The organism is Streptomyces sp. NBC_01244, assembly GCF_035987325.1.
Classification (GTDB): Bacteria; Actinomycetota; Actinomycetes; order Streptomycetales; family Streptomycetaceae; genus Streptomyces.
In genome coordinates this window covers 6,171,813-6,193,607 of record NZ_CP108488.1, presented here as the reverse complement: position 1 = coordinate 6,193,607, position 21,795 = coordinate 6,171,813, and the positions used below count along the sequence as shown (strand labels likewise).

General features: G+C 72.6%; 21 protein-coding genes and 2 pseudogenes. 7 read left to right on the top strand and 16 right to left on the bottom strand.

From position 1 onward, the window contains the following. Positions 1-56: 56 nt before the first annotated feature. From OG247_RS28090 to OG247_RS28025, 14 genes and pseudogenes are all read right to left on the bottom strand, one after another. Positions 57-809, bottom strand: coding sequence for a spherulation-specific family 4 protein (locus OG247_RS28090; protein ID WP_327254828.1), 753 nt, complete (start codon positions 807-809; stop codon positions 57-59). After that, a complete protein-coding gene (locus OG247_RS28085; protein WP_327254827.1) occupies positions 797-1,822 on the bottom strand; it encodes an NAD-dependent epimerase/dehydratase in 1,026 nt (341 codons plus the stop codon). The genes OG247_RS28090 and OG247_RS28085 overlap by 13 nt, the downstream gene beginning before the upstream one ends. A gap of 147 nt (positions 1,823-1,969) precedes the next feature. Continuing rightward, positions 1,970-2,314 (bottom strand): hypothetical protein, encoded by a 345-nt coding sequence (locus OG247_RS28080; RefSeq protein WP_327257831.1) that lies wholly within the window; start codon positions 2,312-2,314, stop codon positions 1,970-1,972. Positions 2,315-2,385: 71 nt separating this feature from the next. Beyond that, positions 2,386-2,913: pseudogene (gene iscB, locus OG247_RS28075) on the bottom strand (RNA-guided endonuclease IscB); the annotation flags it as partial. Between the two features lie 313 nt (positions 2,914-3,226). Beyond that, positions 3,227-4,144 (bottom strand): hypothetical protein, encoded by a 918-nt coding sequence (locus OG247_RS28070; protein WP_327254826.1) that lies wholly within the window; start codon positions 4,142-4,144, stop codon positions 3,227-3,229. Beyond that, positions 4,141-6,051, bottom strand: a complete 1,911-nt coding sequence (locus OG247_RS28065) for a DUF3492 domain-containing protein (protein WP_327257656.1) — start codon at positions 6,049-6,051, stop codon at positions 4,141-4,143. The genes OG247_RS28070 and OG247_RS28065 overlap by 4 nt, the downstream gene beginning before the upstream one ends. 195 nt (positions 6,052-6,246) lie before the next feature. Then, positions 6,247-7,959, bottom strand: a complete 1,713-nt coding sequence (locus OG247_RS28060) for an ABC transporter ATP-binding protein (protein WP_327254825.1) — start codon at positions 7,957-7,959, stop codon at positions 6,247-6,249. Then, a complete protein-coding gene (locus tag OG247_RS28055) occupies positions 7,956-8,948 on the bottom strand; it encodes an ABC transporter permease (protein WP_327254824.1) in 993 nt (330 codons plus the stop codon). The genes OG247_RS28060 and OG247_RS28055 overlap by 4 nt, the downstream gene beginning before the upstream one ends. Continuing rightward, positions 8,945-9,928, bottom strand: a complete 984-nt coding sequence (locus OG247_RS28050; RefSeq protein WP_442813427.1) for an ABC transporter permease — start codon at positions 9,926-9,928, stop codon at positions 8,945-8,947. The genes OG247_RS28055 and OG247_RS28050 overlap by 4 nt, the downstream gene beginning before the upstream one ends. Then, positions 9,928-10,293 (bottom strand): annotated as a pseudogene (locus tag OG247_RS28045) (ABC transporter substrate-binding protein); the annotation flags it as partial. The pseudogene OG247_RS28045 and the gene OG247_RS28050, both read right to left, overlap by 1 nt. 94 nt (positions 10,294-10,387) lie before the next feature. Beyond that, complete coding sequence (locus tag OG247_RS28040; RefSeq protein WP_327254823.1) at positions 10,388-10,576, bottom strand: zinc ribbon domain-containing protein; 189 nt, start codon at positions 10,574-10,576, stop codon at positions 10,388-10,390. Next, a complete protein-coding gene (locus OG247_RS28035; protein WP_327254822.1) occupies positions 10,573-11,226 on the bottom strand; it encodes an RNA-guided endonuclease InsQ/TnpB family protein in 654 nt (217 codons plus the stop codon). The genes OG247_RS28040 and OG247_RS28035 overlap by 4 nt, the downstream gene beginning before the upstream one ends. 569 nt (positions 11,227-11,795) lie before the next feature. Continuing rightward, positions 11,796-13,385 (bottom strand): DUF3152 domain-containing protein, encoded by a 1,590-nt coding sequence (locus OG247_RS28030; RefSeq protein ID WP_327254821.1) that lies wholly within the window; start codon positions 13,383-13,385, stop codon positions 11,796-11,798. Positions 13,386-13,388: 3 nt separating this feature from the next. Then, the gene (locus OG247_RS28025) at positions 13,389-14,414 is read right to left on the bottom strand and encodes an alpha/beta fold hydrolase (protein WP_327254820.1); all 1,026 of its coding nucleotides are present in this window, start codon (positions 14,412-14,414) and stop codon (positions 13,389-13,391) included. 122 nt (positions 14,415-14,536) lie between these two features. Between OG247_RS28025 and OG247_RS28020 the strand changes: the two genes are divergently transcribed. The 4 genes from OG247_RS28020 (at position 14,537) to OG247_RS28005 (ending at position 16,423) form a co-directional block, all read left to right on the top strand. After that, positions 14,537-14,752 (top strand): hypothetical protein, encoded by a 216-nt coding sequence (locus OG247_RS28020; protein WP_327254819.1) that lies wholly within the window; start codon positions 14,537-14,539, stop codon positions 14,750-14,752. A 146-nt stretch (positions 14,753-14,898) separates the two neighbouring features. After that, entirely contained in the window at positions 14,899-15,537 is a 639-nt protein-coding gene (locus OG247_RS28015) for a TetR/AcrR family transcriptional regulator (RefSeq protein ID WP_214949215.1), read from the top strand. 184 nt (positions 15,538-15,721) lie between these two features. Then, entirely contained in the window at positions 15,722-15,949 is a 228-nt protein-coding gene (locus OG247_RS28010) for a DUF3107 domain-containing protein (protein ID WP_243335978.1), read from the top strand. 171 nt (positions 15,950-16,120) lie between these two features. After that, positions 16,121-16,423: a hypothetical protein gene (locus OG247_RS28005; RefSeq protein WP_327254818.1), complete on the top strand. Its 303-nt coding sequence runs from the start codon at positions 16,121-16,123 to the stop codon at positions 16,421-16,423. A 113-nt stretch (positions 16,424-16,536) separates the two neighbouring features. Here OG247_RS28005 and OG247_RS28000 read toward each other — a convergent pair whose 3' ends face one another. Next, positions 16,537-17,295 carry a ferritin-like fold-containing protein gene (locus OG247_RS28000; RefSeq protein ID WP_327254817.1) on the bottom strand — a complete coding sequence of 253 codons (759 nt, stop codon included), beginning with the start codon at positions 17,293-17,295 and terminating at the stop codon, positions 16,537-16,539. 465 nt (positions 17,296-17,760) lie between these two features. On the opposite strand from OG247_RS28000, the gene OG247_RS27995 reads away from it, so the two are divergent. From OG247_RS27995 to OG247_RS27985, 3 genes are all read left to right on the top strand, one after another. Beyond that, a complete protein-coding gene (locus OG247_RS27995) occupies positions 17,761-19,830 on the top strand; it encodes a DEAD/DEAH box helicase (RefSeq protein WP_327254816.1) in 2,070 nt (689 codons plus the stop codon). A gap of 106 nt (positions 19,831-19,936) precedes the next feature. After that, the gene (locus OG247_RS27990) at positions 19,937-20,818 is read left to right on the top strand and encodes an alpha/beta fold hydrolase (protein WP_327254815.1); all 882 of its coding nucleotides are present in this window, start codon (positions 19,937-19,939) and stop codon (positions 20,816-20,818) included. Positions 20,819-20,918: 100 nt separating this feature from the next. Further along, positions 20,919-21,071 (top strand): hypothetical protein, encoded by a 153-nt coding sequence (locus OG247_RS27985; RefSeq protein ID WP_243335969.1) that lies wholly within the window; start codon positions 20,919-20,921, stop codon positions 21,069-21,071. Positions 21,072-21,159: 88 nt separating this feature from the next. On the opposite strand, the gene OG247_RS27980 is transcribed toward OG247_RS27985, so the two are convergent. After that, the gene (locus tag OG247_RS27980) at positions 21,160-21,765 is read right to left on the bottom strand and encodes a MarC family protein (protein WP_327254814.1); all 606 of its coding nucleotides are present in this window, start codon (positions 21,763-21,765) and stop codon (positions 21,160-21,162) included. Positions 21,766-21,795: the final 30 nt, after the last annotated feature.

Sequence of the window (21,795 nt, the reverse complement as noted above, 5' to 3'; positions counted from 1 at the left end):
CCGTAGATGATTAAGTCTTAACGGTGGTTCTTCCCGTAACACTGCCACGCCCTCCTTCATTCCGAGACACCCGGTCCGATCCGCGAGACGATTTCGTCCCAATACCCGGGCATCGAGGCCCAGGGATCCAGCGGAGCGGCCCCGCGCCGGTCGGTGAACCAGATGGTCCCCGCGCCCTGCCAGCGGGCGATCCGGAGCGCTTCCTCCAGGTGCGTGCGCGGTACTCCGTGCACGAGGTGGCAGAACGTCTCCGGCGGGTGGTCGGCCGTCCACTCCGCCACCTGCGACCAGCGGTAGTCGGCCCAGCTCCCGGAGAAGGTGACCAGCTGGTCCGCGGTTTCCGTGTACCCCTCGCAGGGGTGCGTGCCGTGTCCGAGGACGATCCGCAGCCCCTCGCCGAGTCCCCGCAGGGTGTCCACGACCCGGCGTACGGAGGCCAGCTCCGCGTTCCCGGCCGGGGCGTCCGCGAGGTAGAAGCCGTCGGCTCCGTACCAGTCGCGGAAGCGGTGGGCGTCGGAGACGAGCTCCCCGAACGACCGCTCTCCGTCTCGCATCGCGAGATGCCCGAGGACCGCGCCGCCCGCGCCGCGGAGCTTCGCGGCCGCCTCCGTACAGTGCGGGTCGGGCCGGCCGCCCGGCCCGTCCGTGACGTTGAGGACGGCCCAGTGCAGCGGCGTGCCGGGCCGGGTCAGCTCGGCCCACTCCACCGGGGCCAGCAGCGGATGCGCGTACCCGGGGACCCCTAATCCCAGCCGGCCCGCCTCGGTGGCCGCCTGGCCGGCGGCCGGCGGGGTGGTCAGATGCGGCACGCCGCCTCCATCCAGATGTCCGCGAGGGATTCCTCCAGGTTGATCCGCGGCCGCCAGCCGAGCCGGTCGCGGGCGGTACGGACATCCGCCTGCTGCCAGGCTCCGCAGCCGTCCGGGTAGGGGTACGGGGGCTGGGCCGTCGCGGCGGCGAGCTGCTCGGCCGTGGCCTCGGAACGCGGGGAGCCGATGGCGGCGAGCCCGGTGGGCCGGCCGGGGTGTCCGTGCGCCTGCGGGTGCTGCGCGTGCTGTCCGTGCTGCGGTACGTCGATCTCGTGCAGCGAGCCTCCGTACCCGGCGACCCGCGCCAGCACGGCGGCCGCGTCGCGCAGCCGGACCGCCCGGCCGGTGCCGATGTTGACGACGCCCTGGGCCGCCGACAGCGAGGCGGCGTGCACCGCCCGCGCCACGTCGCGTACGTCGACGAAGTCGCGCTGGACGCCGAGCCCGCTGAGCTTGAGCTCGCCGTCCCCGGACTGCATCGCGCGCCGCATGGCCTCGGCGAGCCGGCCGAGGGGGGATCCGGCGGGGGTGCCGGGGCCGACGGGCGAGAAGACCCGCAGGACGACGGCGTCCAGCCCGGAGCCGAGGACGAGCTCGGTGGCGGCCAGTTTGCTGACTCCGTACGGCCCTCCGGGTCTGGGCACGGCGTCCTCGGCCGTGGAGGACCCGGGCTGGCTGGGCCCGTACTCGGCGGCGCAGCCGAGCTGGACGAGCCGGGCGCCGCAGCCGCTGCGGCGCAGCGATTCGCAGATCGTGGCGACGGCGACGGTGTTGTGCCGGGTGAGCTCGCGGGCGCCGCCCCGGGTGGCTCCCGCGCAGTTGATGACGACGCCCGGGTGGACGGCGTCGAGGAACCGGGTGAGCGCGCCGGGGCTGCCGGTGGCGAGGTCGAAGCGGACGTCGGCGTCGTCGCCGCGGCCGAGCGCGGTGAGCTGGACCGCGGGGTCGGCGAGCAGGCGGTCCGCGACGTAGCGTCCGAGGTATCCGTTGGCTCCGATCAGCAACACCCTCATCGCGCGGCCCCTTGGTTGGTTGGCTGGCCGGTCATCGTGATCCCTTCGTGGAAACCCCCTGCTTTGGCTGGGGGAGGAAACAAAGCTCCTGCGGAGCAGGAAAACCGCTGGGACTCGCCGCCACGGCGAATCGCAGTGCTCTGGCGGTCAGGCGGCATCGGTGGTCTTTCGTTCGGGCCTTGTGCTGTAGGCGTAGCCGTCTGCCCGCTGGAGGAGGCGGAAGCGTTTGTGCCGGACGCCTTGGACGATGCCGTGAGCGGTGGTGATGTTGAAGCTGCCGGTGGATCGGACAGCGATGCGTCCGGTGTGGGTGCCGGCGTTCTTGCCTGTGGGAACGACTGCGCGGGCGAGGTCGCCGGTGGCGTAGCCGAAGAACTGTTTGTGCCGGGGCATCCGTAGTCGGGGGAAGCCGTGCTTGTCCGGCCGGGTGCGGGTGTGGGTGCCGCGCCCTGCGCATCCGGTGACCAGGACAGGGCTTCGAGGGCCCGCCATAGTGCCCACCTGGTGGAGTCGAACGCGACCCGTTCCACATGCACGCTGCGGACGGGAGCCCAGCGGGCCAGCCGGTTCGTCCACGACAGGGTGGTGACCACGCGATGACGGAGAGACGGGGCGAGCCAGCCCTTCGGCTTCGTGCGGTTGAGGAAACGCGGGGCGCGGTGACGCAGGTTCCGGGTACGGCGGCCCCGCCGGTAGGCGGCGCGCTGCTCCATCTTCTTGCGGATGGTCGCGCCCCGGTGATCAAGCTGGATGCTGTACCGGCCCCGACGCTCCCCCGCCTCGGCGGTGAACACGGCGATACCGGTGTGCTTGCTGCCGGGATCGATACCCAGCTCTACCCCGTCGATCTCGCTTTCGGCGACGGTGCGGTCCTTCAACCGGATAACGAACGGTGTGTGCCGGTGGACGACGGCACGTCCCTTCGTGAGCAGCTTCCGTGCCCGCGCTGGGTTGGTGGGCTGCAACGGCCTGTGGTGCTTGTCTAGTACAAAAACATGAGGGTGCCGCTCACGCGGCTCCTCCCCGGCCCCGGAGGACTGGAGGGTGACGCCTCTGCCGCCGGATGAAGCTGCAGAGGTCTCCTCTCGCACATGTTCCGCACCCGGTGCCCTACGGCCTTCGAGCCCCGTTTCGTCCCCGATCCGGGGGGTGTCTGCTGACTCGAATTCGAGAGCGAGCTGCTGAGGAAGCACAGCGCGGTCGGTCTTCTGTCGTGAGCGGAACGTAGCCAACTGGTTCACCTCCAATATGGGTGTTGGCTGGTGCTGGTAACGGCGGCCGTCAGTCCATCGGGCTGAAAGCCCCCTCCTTCAGAAGGGGGATCCCGTTACGTCCTGTGTCTCCTTGCTGGATGGGTGGATCGGGGTGGCGGGTACGGCGCTTCGGTGTCTGCTTCCGAAGGAATCAGGGCCGCCGCGCGTGCGCGGAGGCCCGCGACAGCGCGAGGACGGCGGGTACGAGGACTCCCGCCACGGCGGCGAACGGCGCCGCCGGGACCGGGAGCAGGGCGAGTACGAGGGCCGGGGCCGCCGCGAGTGCTCCGCGGGGGGCTCCGTGGCGGAGCAGCAGCCGGGTCAGGAAGAGCAGCAGCGCGAGGGGTACGGCCACCGCCAGGGGGGCCCCGGTCAGTGCGGCCGCCCCCGCGGCGGCGGCGGCGTACAGCGCGAGCGTCCCGAGGAGCAGGGGTCTCACCCCGTCGGCGAAGTCCTCCAGGGCCCGGCTCCCGGCGAGGCGGCGCCGGGCGCGGGCCGCGAAGACGGCGCCGGCCAGGTGCCCGGGGGCGACGGCCAGGGCCAGGGCGGTCCCGAGCGGGGTGCCGTGGCGGTGGACGGCCCAGCCGAGGGCGGCGGCGGCCAGCAGGTACACGGCGGCGGGGAAGCGGCCCCCGGCGGCCCGGCCCGGCCGTCCGAGCCCGGCGACGGTGACGAGCGCGGCGAGGGCTCCGGCCCAGGGCACCCCGGCGGCGCTCGCGCCGAGGGCGAGGGCCCCGGGCAGCAGCGCGTAGCCGAAGCCGCGTACCGCCTTGGCCTGGACCGGGATCCCCGCCTGCGGGGCCGGTGTGGTGCCGTCGCGGGGGGTCCGGGCGTAGAGCTCCTCCGCGAGGGAGAAGACGTCCCGGTGGCGGAAGCGGGCGGCGGTGCGGTCGGTGATGCCGTGCGCCTCCAGCCCGGCGGCGATCTCCAGCGGGTCCACGGCGTGCTCGCAGAGCTCCCGGTGGCGGTGGAGCAGCGCCTTGACGGGATCCCCGCCGGAGCGTGCCCTGCGGGGCGGGGTCGGAGGCGGGTCCAGCGGGGGGATGGCTTCGTCCAGCGGCACGGTCATGCGGAGGCCTCCGAACCGGCGGCGTGCGCGGCCCGCGCGGCGGGCACCATGACGCGGTCCGCGCCCGGTGCCGTGCCCGCGCCCGGTGCCGTGCCCGCGCCCGGTGCCGCACCCGCGCCCTCGGCGTGGCCCGTGCGCGGGGCCTGGTCGGCGGCCCGGTCCGGGTCGGGTGGGTCGGGCACGTCGGCCTCCGCGCCGGCGGCGGGCCACGCCTCACCCGGAGGCGGGCCGGCGCCTTCCCCGCGGGCCGATGCGTCGGCCGGGTCGGGGGCCGGGCCCTCGGAAGGGGCGGACGGGGTCACGGGTCCGGGGTGGGGCGTGGCCCAGGTGGGGGTGGCCCAGTGGCCCGGGACCCGGGCCTCGGGCGGCTGCTCGAAGGGCACGCCGGTGCCGTCGGGACGGGCCGGGCCGTGGGCGAGCAGCCGGAGGTAGGACTCCTGGAAGGCGGCGACGTTCTGCTCGACGGTGAAGAGTTCGAGGGCCCGTGCCCGGGCGGCCGAGCCGAGCCGCTGGGCCCGCTCGGGGTCCCGCAGCAGCGAGACGCAGGCCTCGGCGAGCGCGCGCGGGTTGCGCGGCGGCACGACGAGCCCGGTTCCGCCGATCACCTCGACGACGGCGCCGACGTCGGTGGACACGGTGGCCCGGCCGCAGAACATGGCCTCGGCCAGGGTGATGGGGAAGCCCTCGATGACGGAGGAGAGCACCACCACCCGCCCGGAGCCGTACGCGTCGGCCGGGGACGGTGCGTCGGGTCCGCCGATCTCCTCGAAGGTGACCGGGTTCTCGCCGACCGCGTGCGCGTCGGCGGCCTCGTCGGGGAAGAGCTGCGCGGCGAGCGAGCGGCAGTCGGCCAGGTAGCCGTGCCCGACGGCCCGGTTGCCGGATCCGCCCGCCGTCGCGAAGATCCTCAGCCGCGCGAGCGGTTCGGCCCTGCGCACCTCGGCGAAGGCGTGCAGCAGGGCGATCAGATCCTTGGCGGGGTCCACCCGGCCGACCCAGACGAGGGTGTGCGGGTCCCCGCACGCCGGGTCCTCGCCGACCGCGGCGAATCGGTCCGCCTCCATCCCGGGGTAGACCGTGCGCAGCCGCTCGCGGGAGGCCCCGCATCGTTCCTGCCAGCGCCGGGCGTGCGCGTTGCCGGGGGTGAGCAGGTCGGCCTGGGAGTAGATCTCGCCGGCCAGCCGGGTGTGGAACGCAGCGAGCAGGGCCCGTACGGCCGGCCGCTCGTCCCGCGCGGAGGTCGCGGAGTGGGCGAGGTAGTGGGCCCGGAGCTGGACCCCGTACTCGGTGACCAGGAGCGGCACTCCGAAGAAGCGTTTGGCCAGGAGTCCGGGCAGCGCCGCGACGCCGCCCGCGGCGGCGTGGCAGACGTCGACCTCGCTGAGCTCCTCGTACCAGTCCAGGGACAACGGCCGCAGCATCCGCTCCAGTTCGTCCACGAACTCCAGCAGGTCCGCGACCTGCGCCCGCTGCACTTCCCTGCTCGCCTCCGGGGCGCGACAGGCGGACTCCACGGCCCGTACGGCGGTCTCGGAGCGCAGCGCCGCGTACAGCCCGCCCTGTTCCGAGGCGAGAGCGGCCAGCCCGTACAGCCCGTCCGCGAACCGCGCGGGGTCGGCTCCGCATGTCCCGCGGACCAGTTCCGTGAAGGCGACGGCGAAGCGGCGGCGTTCACGGCGGCGGTAGCTGCGTCCGTCGTCGGCCGGCGCCCACAGCGGGGCGGTCCGCACCCGGGTGACGTGGGAGGGCAGCGGCACCCGGCCGCGCTCCTCCTGCTCGGCGCTGCGGCTCAGGGCGTAGAGCTCGAACTCGTGCTGGGGAAGCCCGCGCACGAGCCGGTCGCACCACAGCCTCGCTTCCCCCGTCGCATACGGATAACCACCTTCCGTGAGCAGTCCGATCCGCACGAGTGGCACCCCCGATCTCCCGTTTCAGGCGGTCTCCGTCGGTCCGGCGACCCGCCGGATACGAACTCAAGCGGATATGCCGAAGGCGCGACGGACGGTTGTCCGTCGCGCCACCGGAAGGGGTGAAGAGTCGTAACTTTCCCGTACGGTTCGCGTTCGAGCGCGCTAAGTACGCCGAGGAAGACGGGGAGCGGTCTACGAGGCCCCCGCGAGCACTCCCCCGGAACGGCGCCGGCCGAGCCTGCGGGCGGCGGCCACGGCGGGGTCGAGGGACGGGACGGCGGCGAGCAGCTCGCGGGTGTAGGCGTGCGCCGGCCGGTCGTAGACCTCGTCGACGGGACCCTCCTCCACGATCACCCCGCCCCGCATGACGGCGACCCGGTCGCTGACCTGACGCACCACCGCGAGGTCGTGCGCGATGAAGACCAGCGCGATCCCGAGTTCCCGCTGGAGCTCGGCCAGCAGGGCGGTGACCTGCGCCTGCGTGGTCACGTCGAGGGCCGAGACGGGCTCGTCGCAGACGATCAGCCGGGGCCGGGGCGCGAGGGCCCGGGCGATCCCGACGCGCTGGCGCTGGCCGCCGCTGAACTCGTGCGGGTAGCGGTCGTAGTGCGCCTCTTCCAGGCCCACCCGGACGAGCAGTTCACCGACCCGGGCCCGGATCGCCCGCCGGTCGCTCTCCCCCGCCGCCCGCAGCGGGTCCGCGATGGACTCGCCGATCGAACGGCGCGGGTTGAGCGAGGACACCGGGTCCTGGAAGACCATCTGCACCCCGGGCACCAGGCCGACGCTCTCCACCCCGTCCCGCCGGACCTGCCCGGAACTGGGCTCCAGCAGCCCGACGAGCATCCGCCCGAGGGTGCTCTTGCCGCTGCCGCTCTCCCCCACGATCCCCAGCGTCTCCCCGCCCCGCACGGACACCGACACCCCACCGACGGCCTCCACCCGCCGCTTCCCCCGCCCGAACTCCTTCCGCAGCGAAAACGCCTCGACTACGGGCACGGAATCCGGCTCAGCCACATTCAGCTCAGCCACATCCAGCCCCTCCGGCGTTTGAGGCGCGGGCACGGGCAGCGCCCGTACAGCCCCCGGCCAGGGCACCCGCACCGCGTCGAGCCGCGGCACCGCCGCCAGCAGCGCCCCGGTGTACGGATCAGCGGGCGCCGACAGCACGGAGCCGACCGCCCCCCGCTCCACCACCGCCCCGTCCCGCATCACCAGCACGTCGTCCACGTTCTCCGCCGCCACCCCCACGTCGTGCGTGACCAGCAGCAGTCCGAGCCCCCGCTCCTCCCGCAGCCCGTGCAGCAGGTCGAGGATCTGCGCCTGGACGGTGACGTCGAGCGCCGTGGTCGGTTCGTCCGCGATCAACAGCTTCGGCTCGCACGCCAGCGCCATCGCGATCAGGGCCCGTTGCCGCATGCCCCCGCTGAACTCGTGCGGCCGCGCCCGGGAGCGGCGTACCGCGTCGGGTATGCCCACCCGGTCGAGCACCTCCACCGCCCGGGCCCGGGCCGCGCGCCGCGAGGCGCAGACGTGCACCCGGTACACCTCGGCGATCTGGTCGCCGATGGCGTAGTACGGGTCCAGGGAGCTCAGCGGGTCCTGGAAGACCATCGCGGCGACGGCCCCGCGCAGCTCCCGGAGCTGGGCCGGGGAGGCCGCGCCCACGTCGGTGCCGCCGACCCGGACGGTGCCGCCGAGCCTCGCCCCGGTCCCGTGGTGCAGCCCCAACAGGGCTGTGGCGACTGTGGACTTGCCGCTTCCGGACTCCCCCACGATGCCCAGCGCGCGGCCGGGCTCCAGAGTGAAGGACACCCCGTCCACGGCCCGTACGTACTCCCCCGGCCGGCCGACCGGGAACTCGACGGTGAGGCCGGCGACCTCCACCAGCGGTGCGTGCGTCATGCCAGAACCACCCTTCGGTCCGCGACGGCGTACAGCACGTCGGCGACGACACCCGCGAGCACGACGGCCGCGCCGATGGCGAGGACCACGCCCACCACCACGGGGAGGTCCACCACGCGGACGCCGTCGATGAGGGTCTTGCCGAGCCCGGGGATCCCGAACAGCGATTCGGTCAGCACGGCGCCGCCGATCATCGTGCCGAAGTCCACCGCGCTGAGCGCGATCACGGGTGCGACCGCCCCGCGCACGGCGTGCCGGGTCACGACGGCCCGCTCCCCCACCCCGTAGGCGCGGAAGGTGCGGATGTGGTCCTCGGCGAGCGTCTCCAGCGTGGAACTGCGGCTCAGCCGGGCGTACTTGGCGCTCTCGAAGAAACCGAGGGTCACCCGGGGCAGCAGCATGTTCCACGCCCACTGCTCGGGGTCGTCGCCGAGCGGTACGTACGTGGGGAAGGGCAGCCACTGCAGGTAGGCGCAGACGGCCATGAGCAGCAGCAGCCCGAGGATGAAGACGGGGGTCCCGGTGGCGGCGAGCGTGAGCACGGTCAACGCCCGCTCGGTGAATCCGCCCCGGCGCAGCGCGGACAGCAGTCCGGTGCCGACACCGATGACGAGCCAGATCACCAGCGCGCCCAGCGCCAGCGACAGGGTGGCGGGGAGCCGCTCCAGCAGCAGCTCGGTGACCTGCTGGTCGTTCTGGTACGAGAATCCCAGGCAGGGCGCGTCGCAGTGCAGGACGAGTCCGGCGCCGCCGGAGTAGTCCCGGCCCACGAGGAGCCCCTGGAGGAAGTGCAGGTACTGCGTGACCACCGACGCGTTGAGCCCGAGCTGTTCGCGCACCTGGGCGATCTGCGCCGGGTTGCAGCGCTCCCCGCAGGCGAGGCGGGCGGGGTCGCCGGGGACGAGGTAGAAGAGGCCGTAGATCACGACGGACAGGGCGAGCAGCACGATCAGTGCGCCGCCGGTCCGTTTGAGCACGAAGCTGGTCACGCCTTGCGCTCCTTTCTGGTGCCGACCCGCAGCCGCGAGCCCTCGCGCGGGTCGAGGGCCGTACGGACGGCGTCGCCGAGCACCGTGAAGGCGAGCACGGTGACGAAGAGCAGCCCGGCGGGGAGCAGGACGTAGGTGGGGTCGGCGCGGAACCAGGTCTGGGCGCTGGACAGCATCTGTCCCCACGAGGGGGTGGGCGGTTTCACGCCGACCCCGAGGAAGGACAGCGAGGCCTCGACCACCATGGCGGTGGGAACCTTGATCGCGGCGAGGGTGATGACGGGCGCGGCCAGCGAGGGCAGCAGCTCCCGGCGGGCGATCCGCAGGGCGCCGTTGCCCGAGAGCCGGGCGGCGTCCACGAAGTCCAGCTCCTTGAGGGAGAGGGTCTGGGCGCGCACCATCCGGGCGACGCCGCCCCAGTCGAGCAGCCCGATGACGAGGATCAGCAGCAGTGGCCGCGGGAACCCGGGCGGGACGACGGCGGTGAGGGCGATGGCGATCACCAGCAGGGGCAGGGCGATCATCACGTCGGTGAACCGGCTGACGACCTGCCCGGCGAACCGGCCGCCGAGTGCGGCGGCGAGCCCGACGGCCACCCCGACGAGGACCTGGACGACGGTGGCGCCGAGCGCGACGAGCAGCGAGATCCGGGCCCCGTAGAGCAGCCGGGTGAACAGGTCGCGGCCGGTGCCCGGTTCGACGCCGAGCCAGTGCTCGCCGGAGATCCCGCCGAAGGAGCCGAGCGGGACGCCTCCGCGGGCGGAGTCGACGAGCTCGTCGTGGTAGGCGTTCGGGTCCTGGCCGGTGAGGTGGGCGAACAGCGGTGCGGTGAGGGCGAGGAGGACGAGGAGCGCGAGGACGGCGGCCGCCGCCACGGCCGAGGGCCGGGCGCGCAGCCGCCGCAGTATCTGCCGCCCGGGGCCCGGGCCCGGGGCGGCTGCCCCGGGCCCGGCCGCCGGCCGGCCGGCGAGGAGGGCCACTTGACGGAGACCTGCGAGACGTCGAGGACGCCGGTCCAGTCGCTGATGACGACGTTCTTGACGTCCTTGCCGACGAGCCGCTTGTAGACCGGGTGGAAGAGCGGGACGTCGAGCGCCTGCTCGCCGATCTTCTTGTCGAGGGCGCCCCAGCGCTTGCCGGCCGCCGCGAGGTCGGTCAGCTTGGCGATCTCGTCGATCTCGGCGTTGATCGCAGGGTCGTTGAGCTGGGCGTGGTTGTAGTTGGTGCCGTTGGTGACGATCTGCCGGCCGTCGTAGATCGGCGCGAGGAAGGGTGCGCCGGACGGCCAGTCGGCGCCCCAGCGGGAGAGGAAGAAGCCGGGGGTGTTCTTGACGTCCCAGCGCTTCTCGTTGAAGAAGATGTCGGCCACGCAGTGCGCGGTCACGCCAAGCAGCGCCAGCTCAGTGACTCCTCCCCCTCCTGAAGGAGGGGGCTTCTCGCTATGCCGTATTGGCGTTGCGACGGACCAGCCCGGCCCGTAGAACGTTCAGGGCGCCCACCGTGTCCGCGTGCGCGATGTGGCCGCAAGACTGGCAGTGGAACTTCTCCTGCGTGGGCCGGTTCTCCTTGGCGGTGTGCCCGCATTCGGGGCACTGCCTGGAGGTGTTGCGGGGGTCCACGGCGATCACTTCCCGACCGGCGCTTTCAGCCTTGCTGGTGAGGATCGTGAGGAACACCCCCCATCCGGCATCGTTGATCGAGCGGTTGAGACCGGCCTTCGCGGCGGCCCCGTTGGGCAGGAATCCGCCCGGTGTTTCGGGGTCGGGTTTCGCGGTGGGGCCTTGACCATGCTGCGAATCCTGAGGTCTTCGTGCGCGATGAAGTCGTGCGCGCGGACCAGACCCAGGGCGGTCTTGTGCGCGTGATCGAGGCGCTGACGCCGGACCTTGCGGTGCAGCTCGGTGACCTTCTCGACGGCCCTGCGATGGTTGGCGGTGCGCTTGTCCCGGCGGACACGCGGGAACCGCGAGAGGGCCTGCTGTGCGGCTAGCAGTCGGGCAGCGGCACGGCGGCCATGGCGCGGGTTGGGTACGAAGGCGCCGTTGGAGTCGGTGAGGAAGCTGGCGATCCCGAGGTCGATGCCGACCACGGACCCAGTCGTGGGCAGCGGCTCGGGCTGGTGCTGCTCGGCGGTCAGGACCACGTACCAGCGGCGTCCTTCGCGCTTGGCCGAGACGGTCTTGACCTTGCCGACGACCGACCGGTGCGGGTTGACCTTGATATGCCTACGCCTTGCAGGCGGACCCGTGTGACGGGGTCGTGCGGGGTGGCATCCCACCGGCAGCCATCGCCGTCCCTGGGGAAATCGACCGTGTCGAACCAGTTGACGCCACGGAAGCGTGGGTAGCCCGGAGTCTCGCCGGACTTGGTCCGGCGGAAGAACGCGGCGAACGCCTTGTCCAGCCGGCGAAGCGTCGCCTGCTGGGAGGAGAACGACCAGCGCCCTTGCCGCTCCGGGTCGAACGCCCGGATTTCCTTGAGCTGCGCGGACTGCTGCCCGTACTTGACGGACGTCTTCGATACGTGCCGGTAAGCGACACGGCGTTCCTGCAAAGCCCCGTTGTACAGCGAGCAGTGATCACGCAGCATCTCGCCCAGCGCGATCGCCTGGCCCGCGGTGGGCCGCATGAGGAACTTGTACGCACGGATCACCGGCCCACCTCCGTTCGGTCAAGGTGTCCTCAACCTAGCGGGGGCCACTGACAACGTGACGAACTCCGGCCCTCCGCGTCTCCGGGCCGGGATTCCCAGCGAGATCAGGGGATGGCGGCGCTCGCGGTAGTGGTGTGCAGGTGCGGTATGCGCAGAGCGATGCCCAACCATCGGACGGCTTGTCAACGCGGATGATCAACTCCCGGGATACACCCAGGGGTTGGGTTTGCACTTGACGTTGTTGATGTCCAGGGACTTCGTCTGCTGCTGCATGATCGGGGCGAGCGCGCCCGGTGTCTGGCAGCTCACATGGCCGTGGCCGAGCCGGTGGCCGACCTCGTGGTTGATCAGCATCTGGCGGTAGGCGAACATCTGGTCCGCGCCGTACGTCGCCGAACCCTGCGACCAGCGGTACGCGTTGATCATCACGCGGTCGGTCGACGCGGAGTCGCAGGAGACGTTGTCGATGGTGGTGTCGAGCCCGGACTTCTTGCACCAGACTCCGGTCGTCCCGGGGCTGGCCAGCGTGATCACGAAATCGGCCTCGCCGCCCGGCACCCGCTCGAAGGTCTTCGTACCGCCGTGACCCCAGCTGCGGTCGTCGTTCAGCGTGCGGTGCACGGCCTCGGCGAAGAGCTGCGGATCCAGGCCCAGCCCCTGCTCCACGTCGACGCGGTAGCGGACCACCTGCCCCTTGCCGGGCGCCTTCGCCACCCCGGGCACGGTGTCGAAGACGCCGGAGCCCTTCAGCTTCTCGTCGATCGGGAACTGCTGCGCCATCTTCTGGTCGTACGTGAGCTCCGGCGCGGCCTTGAGCGCCGCGGAGGCGTCCGGGGTGGGCCGGTCGTCGGAGCGGGACGCGGCGGAGTTGCCCTGGGCGGTGTGGCTGTTGCCCTCGTCGGAGGCGCGCACGGTGTCCTTGCCGCTGTCGCTCTCGGAGGCCGCCTGGCCCGCGACGACGACGGCGAGCGCCACGGTGACGGCCGCCGCGGCCATCCCGGCGTACGTACGGCCCTTCCCGCCGCGCCCGGCCGCGGGCGGGGCCCCCTGCGCCTCTTCTGCGGGGGTGACGACCGGCGTGCGCGGCGCGGGGATCCGGCGGCGCGACCCGGTGGCCGTGAAGGCGTCCTCGGCGACGAGGTCCCGGGCGGCGGGGACCGCGCGGTAGGAGCCCGTCGCGGTGAAGGCGTCCTCGTGGAGCGGGATCCGGCGGTGGGAGCCCGTCGCGGTGAAGGCGTCGTCGGCGACCGGGACCGCGCGGTGTGAACCCGTCGTGGTGAAGGCGTCCCCGGCGACGGGAATCCGGCGGTGCGAGCCCGTCGCGGTCATCGGCGAGTCGAGGGTGACCTGCGGGAAACCGACCGCGGGGGTACCGAAGGCCGGGGCTTCGTAAACCGGGGCGTCGTAAACCGGGGCGTCGTAGACCGGAGCGTCGTAGACCGGGGCGTCGTACACCCGGGTGTCGTAGGCCGGGGCAGGTGCGCCCGCGGCAGCGGCCGCCGGCCGGGTGCGGGGGGCCCCGCGCCAGTCCCCGTAGGCCGCGCCGGTACCCGCGGCAGCGCCCCAGGCCCCGCCGGGCTCGTGCTGTTCGGGATGGCCGCCGCGCGCGCCGGACACCGGCTCGTGGCGCGGCGGGGCCGCGTACCCGCGCGGGGCGGCGGCCGGTTCGGCCCACCCGGCCTGGGCCGGGGCGGCGGTCCGTGCACCGGCCCGTTCGGCCGGCCGCGGATGCTCTGGGCCGGGGCCGGGAGCTTTGGCGGGCTCCTTGCGACTATGTCGTCCCACGTCTCAGCCCTTGCCGTCCTCGTCGGTGTTCACGTTCTCCACGGTGTGCACGGTCTCCCCGTCGCCGGTGGCGTCCAGCAGCTCCCGGAAGGCGGCCGCGACCACCTCGGGGTACTCCATCATCGCCACGTGCCCCGCCTCCGGCAGGGACAGCAGCCGCGAACCCCGGAAGGACGCGGCGGCCTTGCGCGCCATACGGTACGAGACGAGCTGGTCCCGGCCACCGTAGACCAGCAGGGTCGGCGCGAGCACCCGCTGCGCCTGGCGCCACAGTCCGTGCTGGCCACCGAGGGTGTACGCGTCGACGATGCCGCGCGAGGAACGGGTCATCGCGTCCCAGAAGTACGGCAGTGCGAGCCGCCGTTCCATTTCCTCGACGGCCGCCTCGAACGCCTCGGGCGTCACCCGCGAGGGGTCCCCGTAGCAGAGGTCCGTCACCCCCCGGGTGCGCCGCTCGGCGCTCAGACCTCGGGTGAGCCGGCCGAAGAGTCCGGCCACTCCGGGGACGGCGAGCAGCGCGGTCGGCACGGCCGACTTCTGCACGCGCAGTTCGGGCAGGGCCGGGGAGACCAGCGTCAGCGTGCGCACCAGGTCGGGCCGGACGGCCGCGACCCGGGTGGAGACGGCGCCGCCGAGGGAGTTCCCGAAGAGGTGCACCGGTCCGCGCCCGGCGGCGTCGAGGTGGCGGATGACGACGCGCGCGAGCCCGGTCACCGAGTAGTCGCGGTCGGCGGGCGGCGGGGACCAGCCGAAACCGGGCAGGTCCACGGCCTCGCCGTCGACACGATCGGCCAGCCGCGCCATCAGCGCGGACCAGTTCTGCGAAGACCCGCCGAGCCCGTGGACGAAGAGCGCGGGCGGCAAACCCGCCCGGACCGCCGGGCGGTACCGCACGTTCATTTCCAGCCCGGGCAGCCGGTCGGTGCGCAGCTGCTCCCCTTCGGCCACTCGCACGGCTCCCACCTGGGAAGACTCGTTGGAAGGCGAGGGGTCGGCGGACCGCACACCCGGCAGCTCGGTCGAAGACATGGGGCAATGTTACGAGACGATCACGCGGCGCCCCTTGTGTTCGCCGTCACAGATGCTTGCGGCACCGCCTAGCGGGGTATGCGCGATCCTCCTAGGCTCGTAAGTGGAAAGGGGTGCGCTCCATGACTGTCGACCCTGCGGAACCGGACACCTTCCAGTCAGAGCAGCCGCAAACCCTCGACGTGGAAGCCCCCGAGGCGGACGCGGCGGAACAGAACGCGGAGTTGAATCCGATCGAGGACGATCCGCTGACCCCCGTGGGCCAGCGCGAAGCCTCCGACGGGGACGCCGCCGAGCAGACCAGGGTGGTGGCCCTGGACGAGGACGATTACCGCTGAGCAAGCGCTGACCAGCATCTCCGGTGGGTAACCGGCGGTCCGTACCGCGAGAAAACTCGGCTTGAACCCTCCAGATTCGGTTACCGAAAAGTACGATGGCCGCGCGGCGCAAGGCGCACTGTGTACTAGAGAAAGTGGGAGGCGGCGTGACAGCCATCGAGCAGACCGAGGCAGCGCGTCCGCGGGGCACGCGACTTCCGCGCCGGGCCCGGCGCAACCAGCTCCTGGGCGCCGCCCAGGAGGTCTTCGTCGCGCAGGGTTACCACGCTGCGGCCATGGACGACATCGCGGAGCGTGCCGGAGTCAGCAAGCCGGTGCTCTACCAGCACTTCCCCGGAAAACTCGACCTCTACCTGGCGCTGCTCGACCAGCACTGCGAGGCCCTGCTGCTCGCCGTGCGCACCGCTCTGGCGTCGACCAACGACAACAAGATGCGCGTCGCCGCGACCATGGACGCCTATTTCGCGTACGTCGAGGACGAGGGCGGCGCCTTCCGCCTCGTCTTCGAGTCGGACCTGACGAACGAGCCGGCGGTGCGTGAGCGCGTCGACCGCGTCTCGCTGCAGTGCGCCGAGGCCATCTCGGACGTCATCGCCGAGGACACCGGCCTGTCGAAGGACGAGTCGATGCTGCTGGCCGTGGGCCTGGGCGGGGTCTCGCAGGTCGTGGCCCGGTACTGGCTGTCGAGCGAGAGCCCGGTCGCCCGTGACACCGCGGTGGGCCTGCTGACCTCCCTCGCCTGGCGCGGAATCGCCGGCTTCCCGCTGCACCCGACGGACGTCTGACCGGCGGCCGACCGGGGCCGGCCCGGCTTTCCGGGCCGGCCCCGGCGGTCCCCGCCGGTCTGACCGGCGGCTGTTCGCTGCGAGCGTTTCCGCCGCGCGGCGGACACGTCCTCTCTCCGGGCTAATGTGGACCGGGTAACGGCGCGGCTGATCGCGCGAACCGGACCGTCGGAGGGACAAGGCCGTGGAGGTCAAGATCGGCGTGCAGCACGCACCCCGGGAGATCGTGCTCGAGAGCGACCTGAGTGCCGAGGAGCTGGAGAGCATCGTCACCGCCGCCCTGTCCGGCTCGGCGCCGCTGCTGAGCCTCACGGACATCAAGGGCCGCAAGGTCCTGGTTCCGTCCGAGCGCCTGTCGTACGTCGACCTGGGCGAGCCCAGCGCGCGCAAGGTCGGCTTCGGCGCACTCTGAGCCGGACGCTCCCCACACTGCGGAGCACCCAGAAGTACCGAGAACGGCCCGGTGGACGACTCCGCCGGGCCGTTTCCGTTTCCTCCGCTTCGGGTAGGACCGCTGTAAGCAACACGCTCCCGGTACGCCCCGGTACGTCCGCCGTTCGTCCGCCGTTCGAGAGGAACCCCCATGCTGCTGATCGAGGCGCTCGGCTCCGCTCTCCTGGGCCTCGCCCTGGCCGGGGCGGCCGTCCGTGCGCTCGGCCCGCGGCTGCCCTCTCCGCGGGCGGTGCTGGTGAGCGGAGTGGCGGGCGCCCTCTTCGGGGCCTATCTGACGCACACCGCGCTGGGCCCCGGGCACAACACCCTGTTCGCGACCCTCATCGGCGGCGCGCTGGTCTCGGCGGTGGTCCTGTCCCTACTGCTGCGGCCCGCCGGCCGGACGGCGAGGCCGTCCCACCGGACTCCGTTTTCGGTTCCGACGCGGGGCTAGACGGCCCCACTGACCCAAGGCCCCACTGACCGAAGCCCCACTGACCCAAGACGCCGGCCCCCGTGCGGAAGCTTCCGCACGGGGGCCGGCGTACGTCTGTCCCGGGTCCCTGATCAGGCCGCGAGGCCCAGGGCCGCCATGCGCTTGGTGTGCGCCTTGGTGATCCGGGTGAACATCTCGCCGACGGCCGCCAGGTCGAAGCCTGCCGCCATCCCGTCCACCCCGCCGACCAGCATGGTGGAGAGCGCGTCGCGCTCGGCGACCACGCGCTGCGCCTGCGACAGGGCCTCGCCCATCAGCCGGCGGGCCCACAGCGCGAGCCGGCCGCCGCAGCGCGGGTCGGCCTCGATGGCGGCGCGCACCTTCTCCACGGCGAAACCGCCGTGGCCGGTGTCGTCGAGCACGCTCACGACGAGCCCGCGGGTGTCCGTGTCGAGGTGGGTGGCCACCTCGCGGTAGAAGTCGCTGGCGATGGAGTCGCCGACGTAGGCCTTGACCAGGCCTTCCAGCCAGTCCGACGGGGCGGTCTGGCGGTGGAAGTCGTCGACGCCCTTCGCGAAGGGCTCCATCGCGGCGGTGGCGTCCTCGTCGATCGCGGTGAGCCGGTCACGCAGGCGCTCGAAGTGGTGGAACTCGGCGGAGGCCATCTTCGCGAGCTCGGCCTTGTCCCCGAGGGTGGGCGCGAGCTTCGCGTCCTCCGCGAGGCGTTCGAAGGCCGCGAGTTCGCCGTACGCGAGCGCCCCGAGCAGATCCACCACGGCGGCCCGGTACTGCGGCGAGGCGGAGGCCGTGACCCAGTCCTGGGCGGCGATGCCGGCTGCCTCGGAGGGGGCGCTTTCGTCGGCGGGCGATGCGTTTTCAACGGTCGACATGCTCCGCACAATAGCTCGCCGAAAGGCACCGTGAACCACCTGCTCAGTCCACGTAAACGCGCCTACCTGGTGAATTCACCCGACACAGCTGCGAGATTCCGGGGTACAGTGGTAATGCGCCTGCCGAACACTCGGCGGGCCATCCGAATGAGGATGCCCGGTCGGTGGCCCGATCGGCTCCACCCGACCGCCCTCGGCGTGATGCGTACGTTCATACGTACCGCCTCCCACGAGGGGCCCCCTCAGCGGCATAAAGCGCCTGAGCGATGGCTCGTGGTCCCGCGCAGCTTCGTACGTACGCAGTAGTACTGCAAGCCCGGCACGGTACGACCCCCTTCGCCGCCTCGCGCCGCGTCTCACAGAAGAGGCAGCACCCTGACTACGTTCCGAGACCTCGGGATCTTTCCCGAGACGGCCGAAGCCCTTGAGGCCGTCGGCATTGTGTCCCCCTTCCCGATCCAGGAGATGACCCTCCCCGTCGCCATGTCCGGCACGGACGTCATCGGCCAGGCCAAGACCGGTACCGGCAAGACGCTCGGTTTCGGCCTCCCCCTGCTGGAGCGCGTCGTCGTCCCCGCGGACGTCGAGGCGGGCCGTTCCACACCGGAGCAGCTCACCGACGCCCCGCAGGCCCTCGTGGTGGTTCCGACCCGCGAGCTCTGCACCCAGGTCACCAACGACCTCCTCACCGCGGGCAAGGTCCGCAACGTCCGCGTCCTCGCCATATACGGCGGCCGCGCGTACGAGCCGCAGGTCGAGGCGCTCAAGAAGGGCGTCGACGTCATCGTCGGCACCCCGGGCCGCCTGCTCGACCTGGCCGGGCAGAAGAAGCTCGACCTCTCCAAGGTCAAGGCCCTCGTCCTCGACGAGGCCGACGAAATGCTCGACCTGGGCTTCCTGCCCGACGTCGAGAGGATCATGAGCTACCTGCCGGCCAAGCGTCAGACGATGCTGTTCTCGGCGACCATGCCGGGCGCCGTCATCGGACTGGCCCGCCGGTACATGACGCAGCCGACGCACATCCGCGCCGTCTCCGAGGACGGCGAGGGCGCGACCGTCGCCAACACCACGCAGCACGTCTTCCGTGCGCACAACATGGACAAGCCGGAGCTCGTCTCCCGCATCCTGCAGGCCGAAGGCCGCGGGCTCGCCATGATCTTCTGCCGCACCAAGCGCACGGCGGCCGACATCGCCGAGCAGCTCGAGAAGCGCGGCTTCGCCTCCGGCGCCGTCCACGGCGACCTGGGCCAGGGCGCCCGCGAGCAGGCGCTGCGCGCCTTCCGCAACGGCAAGGTCGACGTGCTGGTCTGCACCGACGTCGCCGCGCGCGGTATCGATGTCGAGGGTGTCACCCACGTCATCAACTACCAGACGCCCGAGGACGAGAAGACCTTCCTGCACCGCGTGGGCCGCACCGGCCGCGCGGGCAAGAAGGGCATCGCCGTCACCCTGGTCGACTGGGACGACATCCCGCGCTGGCAGCTGATCAACAAGGCGCTGGAGCTGGACTTCCACGACCCGGTGGAGACGTACTCCACGTCCCCGCACCTGTACGAGCAGATGAACATCCCGGCCGGCACCAAGGGCGTCCTGCCGCGCGCCGAGCGCACGCGGGCCGGTCTGAAGGCCGAGAACCTGGAAGACCTGGGCGAGACCGGCGGCCGCGGTGCACGTGGCGGTCGCGACGGTGGCCGTGACAGCGGTCGCGACGGCGGTCGTGACCGTGGACGCGACGCCGGACGTGACGGTGGCCGCGGCGTGGCCGCCCCGGTCGCCGAGGAGCGTGCACCCCGCACCCCGCGCCAGCGTCGCCGCACCCGTGGCGGCTCGGACCAGGGCGCCGAGCTCCTGACCCCGGTGACCACCGAGGCCGCCCCGGTCAGCCCGGTCGCCCCGGCGGTCCAGGCGCAGGCGGTCCAGGCGCAGGCGGTCCAGGCCCCCGAGGCTCCGGCCGCCGACGAGGCGCGCAAGCCGCGCCGTCGCCGGACCCGGTCGGCCGCTCCGGCCGCCACCTTCGTCGCCCCCGCGACGGCACTGGAGCCCCTGGCCCCGTTCGTCGTGGAGCCCGAGGTCGACTTCCAGATGGCCCCGTTGGTGGAGCCGGTCCGGGAGCGCCGCACCAGCGCCCCCCGGAGCAGCGCCCCGCGTGCCCGCGCTCCCCGCAAGGCCGCCGCCGCTCCGGCCGCCGCCCCGGTGGCCGAGGTCGTCGCCCAGGCCGCCGTGGTCGAGGCTCCGGCCGCTGCGGTCGTCGCCGCTGCCGCCGTCGCCGAGGAGGCCCCGGTCAAGCCGAAGCGCACGCGGACCCGCAAGGTCGCCGCTGCCGCCCCGGTCGCCGAGGTCGTCGCCGAGGCCGCCGCTCCGGTGGCGGAGGAGGCTCCGGTCAAGCCGAAGCGCACCCGCACCCGCAAGGTCGCCGCTGCCGCCCCGGAGGCTCCGGCCGCCGAGGCAGCCGCTCCGGCCGAGGAGGCTCCGGCCAAGCCGAAGCGCACGCGGACCCGCAAGGCCGTCGCCGCGGTGGAGACCCCGGAGGCGTAACGCCCTGCCGATGGCCCCGGTCCCCTTTCGAGGGGGCCGGGGCCATCGGCGTACCCGGGCCCGGGCGGAGCTCCCGTACGGGCGTACGGGCCGGTAACCTCGGGCCATGAGCAAGCCGCCGACCCTCACGCTCCCGCCCGCAGCCCGCGCGTACCGGCTGACCACGGCCCGCGGCGAGTTCGCCGTGCACGAGGCCGTGCCCGGCGGGCCGGCCCGCGGCACCGCCCTGCTGGTGCCCGGCTACACCGGCAGCAAGGAGGACTTCATCGGCCTCCTCGGGCCGCTGGCCGCTGCCGGATACCGCGTCGTCGCCGTCGACGGCCGCGGCCAGCACGAGAGCGGCGGCCCGCGCACGCAGGCCCCGTACGCCCTGGCGGAACTGGCGCACGACGTCCTCGCGCAGACCGCCGCCCTGGACGCGGCCGGGCCGGTGCACCTGCTCGGGCATTCGCTGGGCGGGCTGATCGTCCGGGCGGCCGTGGTCCGCGATCCGGCCCCGTACGCCAGCCTCACGCTGCTGAGCAGCGGCCCGGGCGCCGTCTGCGCCGACCAGCAGGGCCGTACGAAGCTGCTGGTCTCGGCGCTGGAGGCGATGGGCGACGACATGCCGGGCATCTGGGAGGCCATGCGCGCCATGGATCCGCGCGACGCGCCGCCCGAGGATCCGGCCCTCGCGGCCTTCCTGCGTGCCCGCTGGCTGGGGACCGTCCCCGAGCAGCTGATGGTCACCGGCCGGGCGCTGATCGAGGAGCCGGACCGGATCGACGAGCTCGCCGCCGCGGCGCCCGGACTGGCGAAGCTGGTGCTGTCCGGGGAGTCGGACCCGGTGTGGCCGGTGGCGGAGATGGACGCGATGGCGCGGCGGCTGGGCGCGGCGCGGGTGGTGGTCCCGGGGACGGAACACTCTCCGAACGCCGAGGATCCGGCGGCCGTGGCGGCGGCGCTGGCGGCGTTCTGGGGGGCTTCTGACGTCTCCGGTACCCGTTAGTACTTAGGCAAGGAAAAAATTTCCTTAGCGTAGGGAATGTTTGCGGCTTACACTTCGTTAACCCTGTACAAGGAAGAACACTGACGAAGGGAGAAGCCCCATGCGCTTCGAGATTCTGCGCCTGGACGACGTCGACGGATCTGCCGTGGACAGCACCGTCGTGGACGCGGCCTCCGTCAACCGGATCGTGCAGCAGGCCGCGGCCGTCGGCCAGCGCATCCTGATCCGACCGGCTGAGACCGTGTCCAACTGACCGCGTCCACCTATTCGCCGAACGCCCCCGCACCGATCCCGGTGCGGGGGCGTTCGCATGCGCGGCGGGTGGCGCGCGAATCCATCGACTACGCGGTGTGGATCACCTGGAGCACGCCGTTGATGATCTGCTGGACGGCGATCGCGGACAGCATCATGCCCGCCAGGCGCGTCACGAGGACCACGCCACCGTCCTTGATCACGCGGATGATGACGAGCGAGTAGCGCATCACCACCCACAGCACGATGTGCATCGCGATGATCGCGGCCCACACCGAGACCTGCCCGGTGACCCCGTCGGCCTTCTGCACGGCCAGGATGACCGAGACGATCGCGCCGGGCCCGGCGAGCAGCGGCATGCCGAGCGGGACGAGCGCGACGTTCACGTCCTTGGTCTGCTTCGGCTCGTCGGTCTTGCCGGTGAGCAGGTCGAGCGCGATGAGCAGGAGCAGCAGCCCGCCCGCGATCATCAGGGCCGGCACGGAGACGTGCAGGTAGTCGAGGATCTGCTGGCCGCAGATGCCGAAGACCGCGATGACGCCGAAGGCGACGCAGACGGCCTGCCAGGCCATGCGGCGCTGCACCTTGGCGGGGCGGCCGGAGGTCAGCGCGAGGAAGATGGGCGTGATCCCCGGAGGGTCCATAATCACAAAAAGCGTGAGAAAGAGGGATCCGAAGACGGCGAAATCGAGCACAGTGATGCCTTGCAGGAGAGGGGTGTCACG

Excerpts from the sequence above, each read along its gene's own strand:
- OG247_RS28085 (WP_327254827.1), bottom strand. The coding sequence starts at position 1,822 with ATGAGGGTGTTGCTGATCGGAGCCAACGGATACCTCGGACGCTACGTC.
- OG247_RS28080 (WP_327257831.1), bottom strand. The coding sequence starts at position 2,314 with ATGGCGGGCCCTCGAAGCCCTGTCCTGGTCACCGGATGCGCAGGGCGC.
- OG247_RS28070 (WP_327254826.1), bottom strand. The coding sequence starts at position 4,144 with ATGACCGTGCCGCTGGACGAAGCCATCCCCCCGCTGGACCCGCCTCCG.
- OG247_RS28060 (WP_327254825.1), bottom strand. The coding sequence starts at position 7,959 with ATGACGCACGCACCGCTGGTGGAGGTCGCCGGCCTCACCGTCGAGTTC.
- OG247_RS28025 (WP_327254820.1), bottom strand. The coding sequence starts at position 14,414 with ATGTCTTCGACCGAGCTGCCGGGTGTGCGGTCCGCCGACCCCTCGCCT.
- OG247_RS28020 (WP_327254819.1), top strand. The coding sequence starts at position 14,537 with ATGACTGTCGACCCTGCGGAACCGGACACCTTCCAGTCAGAGCAGCCG.
- OG247_RS28005 (WP_327254818.1), top strand. The coding sequence starts at position 16,121 with ATGCTGCTGATCGAGGCGCTCGGCTCCGCTCTCCTGGGCCTCGCCCTG.
- OG247_RS28000 (WP_327254817.1), bottom strand. The coding sequence starts at position 17,295 with ATGTCGACCGTTGAAAACGCATCGCCCGCCGACGAAAGCGCCCCCTCC.
- OG247_RS27995 (WP_327254816.1), top strand. The coding sequence starts at position 17,761 with ATGACCCTCCCCGTCGCCATGTCCGGCACGGACGTCATCGGCCAGGCC.
- OG247_RS27990 (WP_327254815.1), top strand. The coding sequence starts at position 19,937 with ATGAGCAAGCCGCCGACCCTCACGCTCCCGCCCGCAGCCCGCGCGTAC.
- OG247_RS27985 (WP_243335969.1), top strand. The coding sequence starts at position 20,919 with ATGCGCTTCGAGATTCTGCGCCTGGACGACGTCGACGGATCTGCCGTG.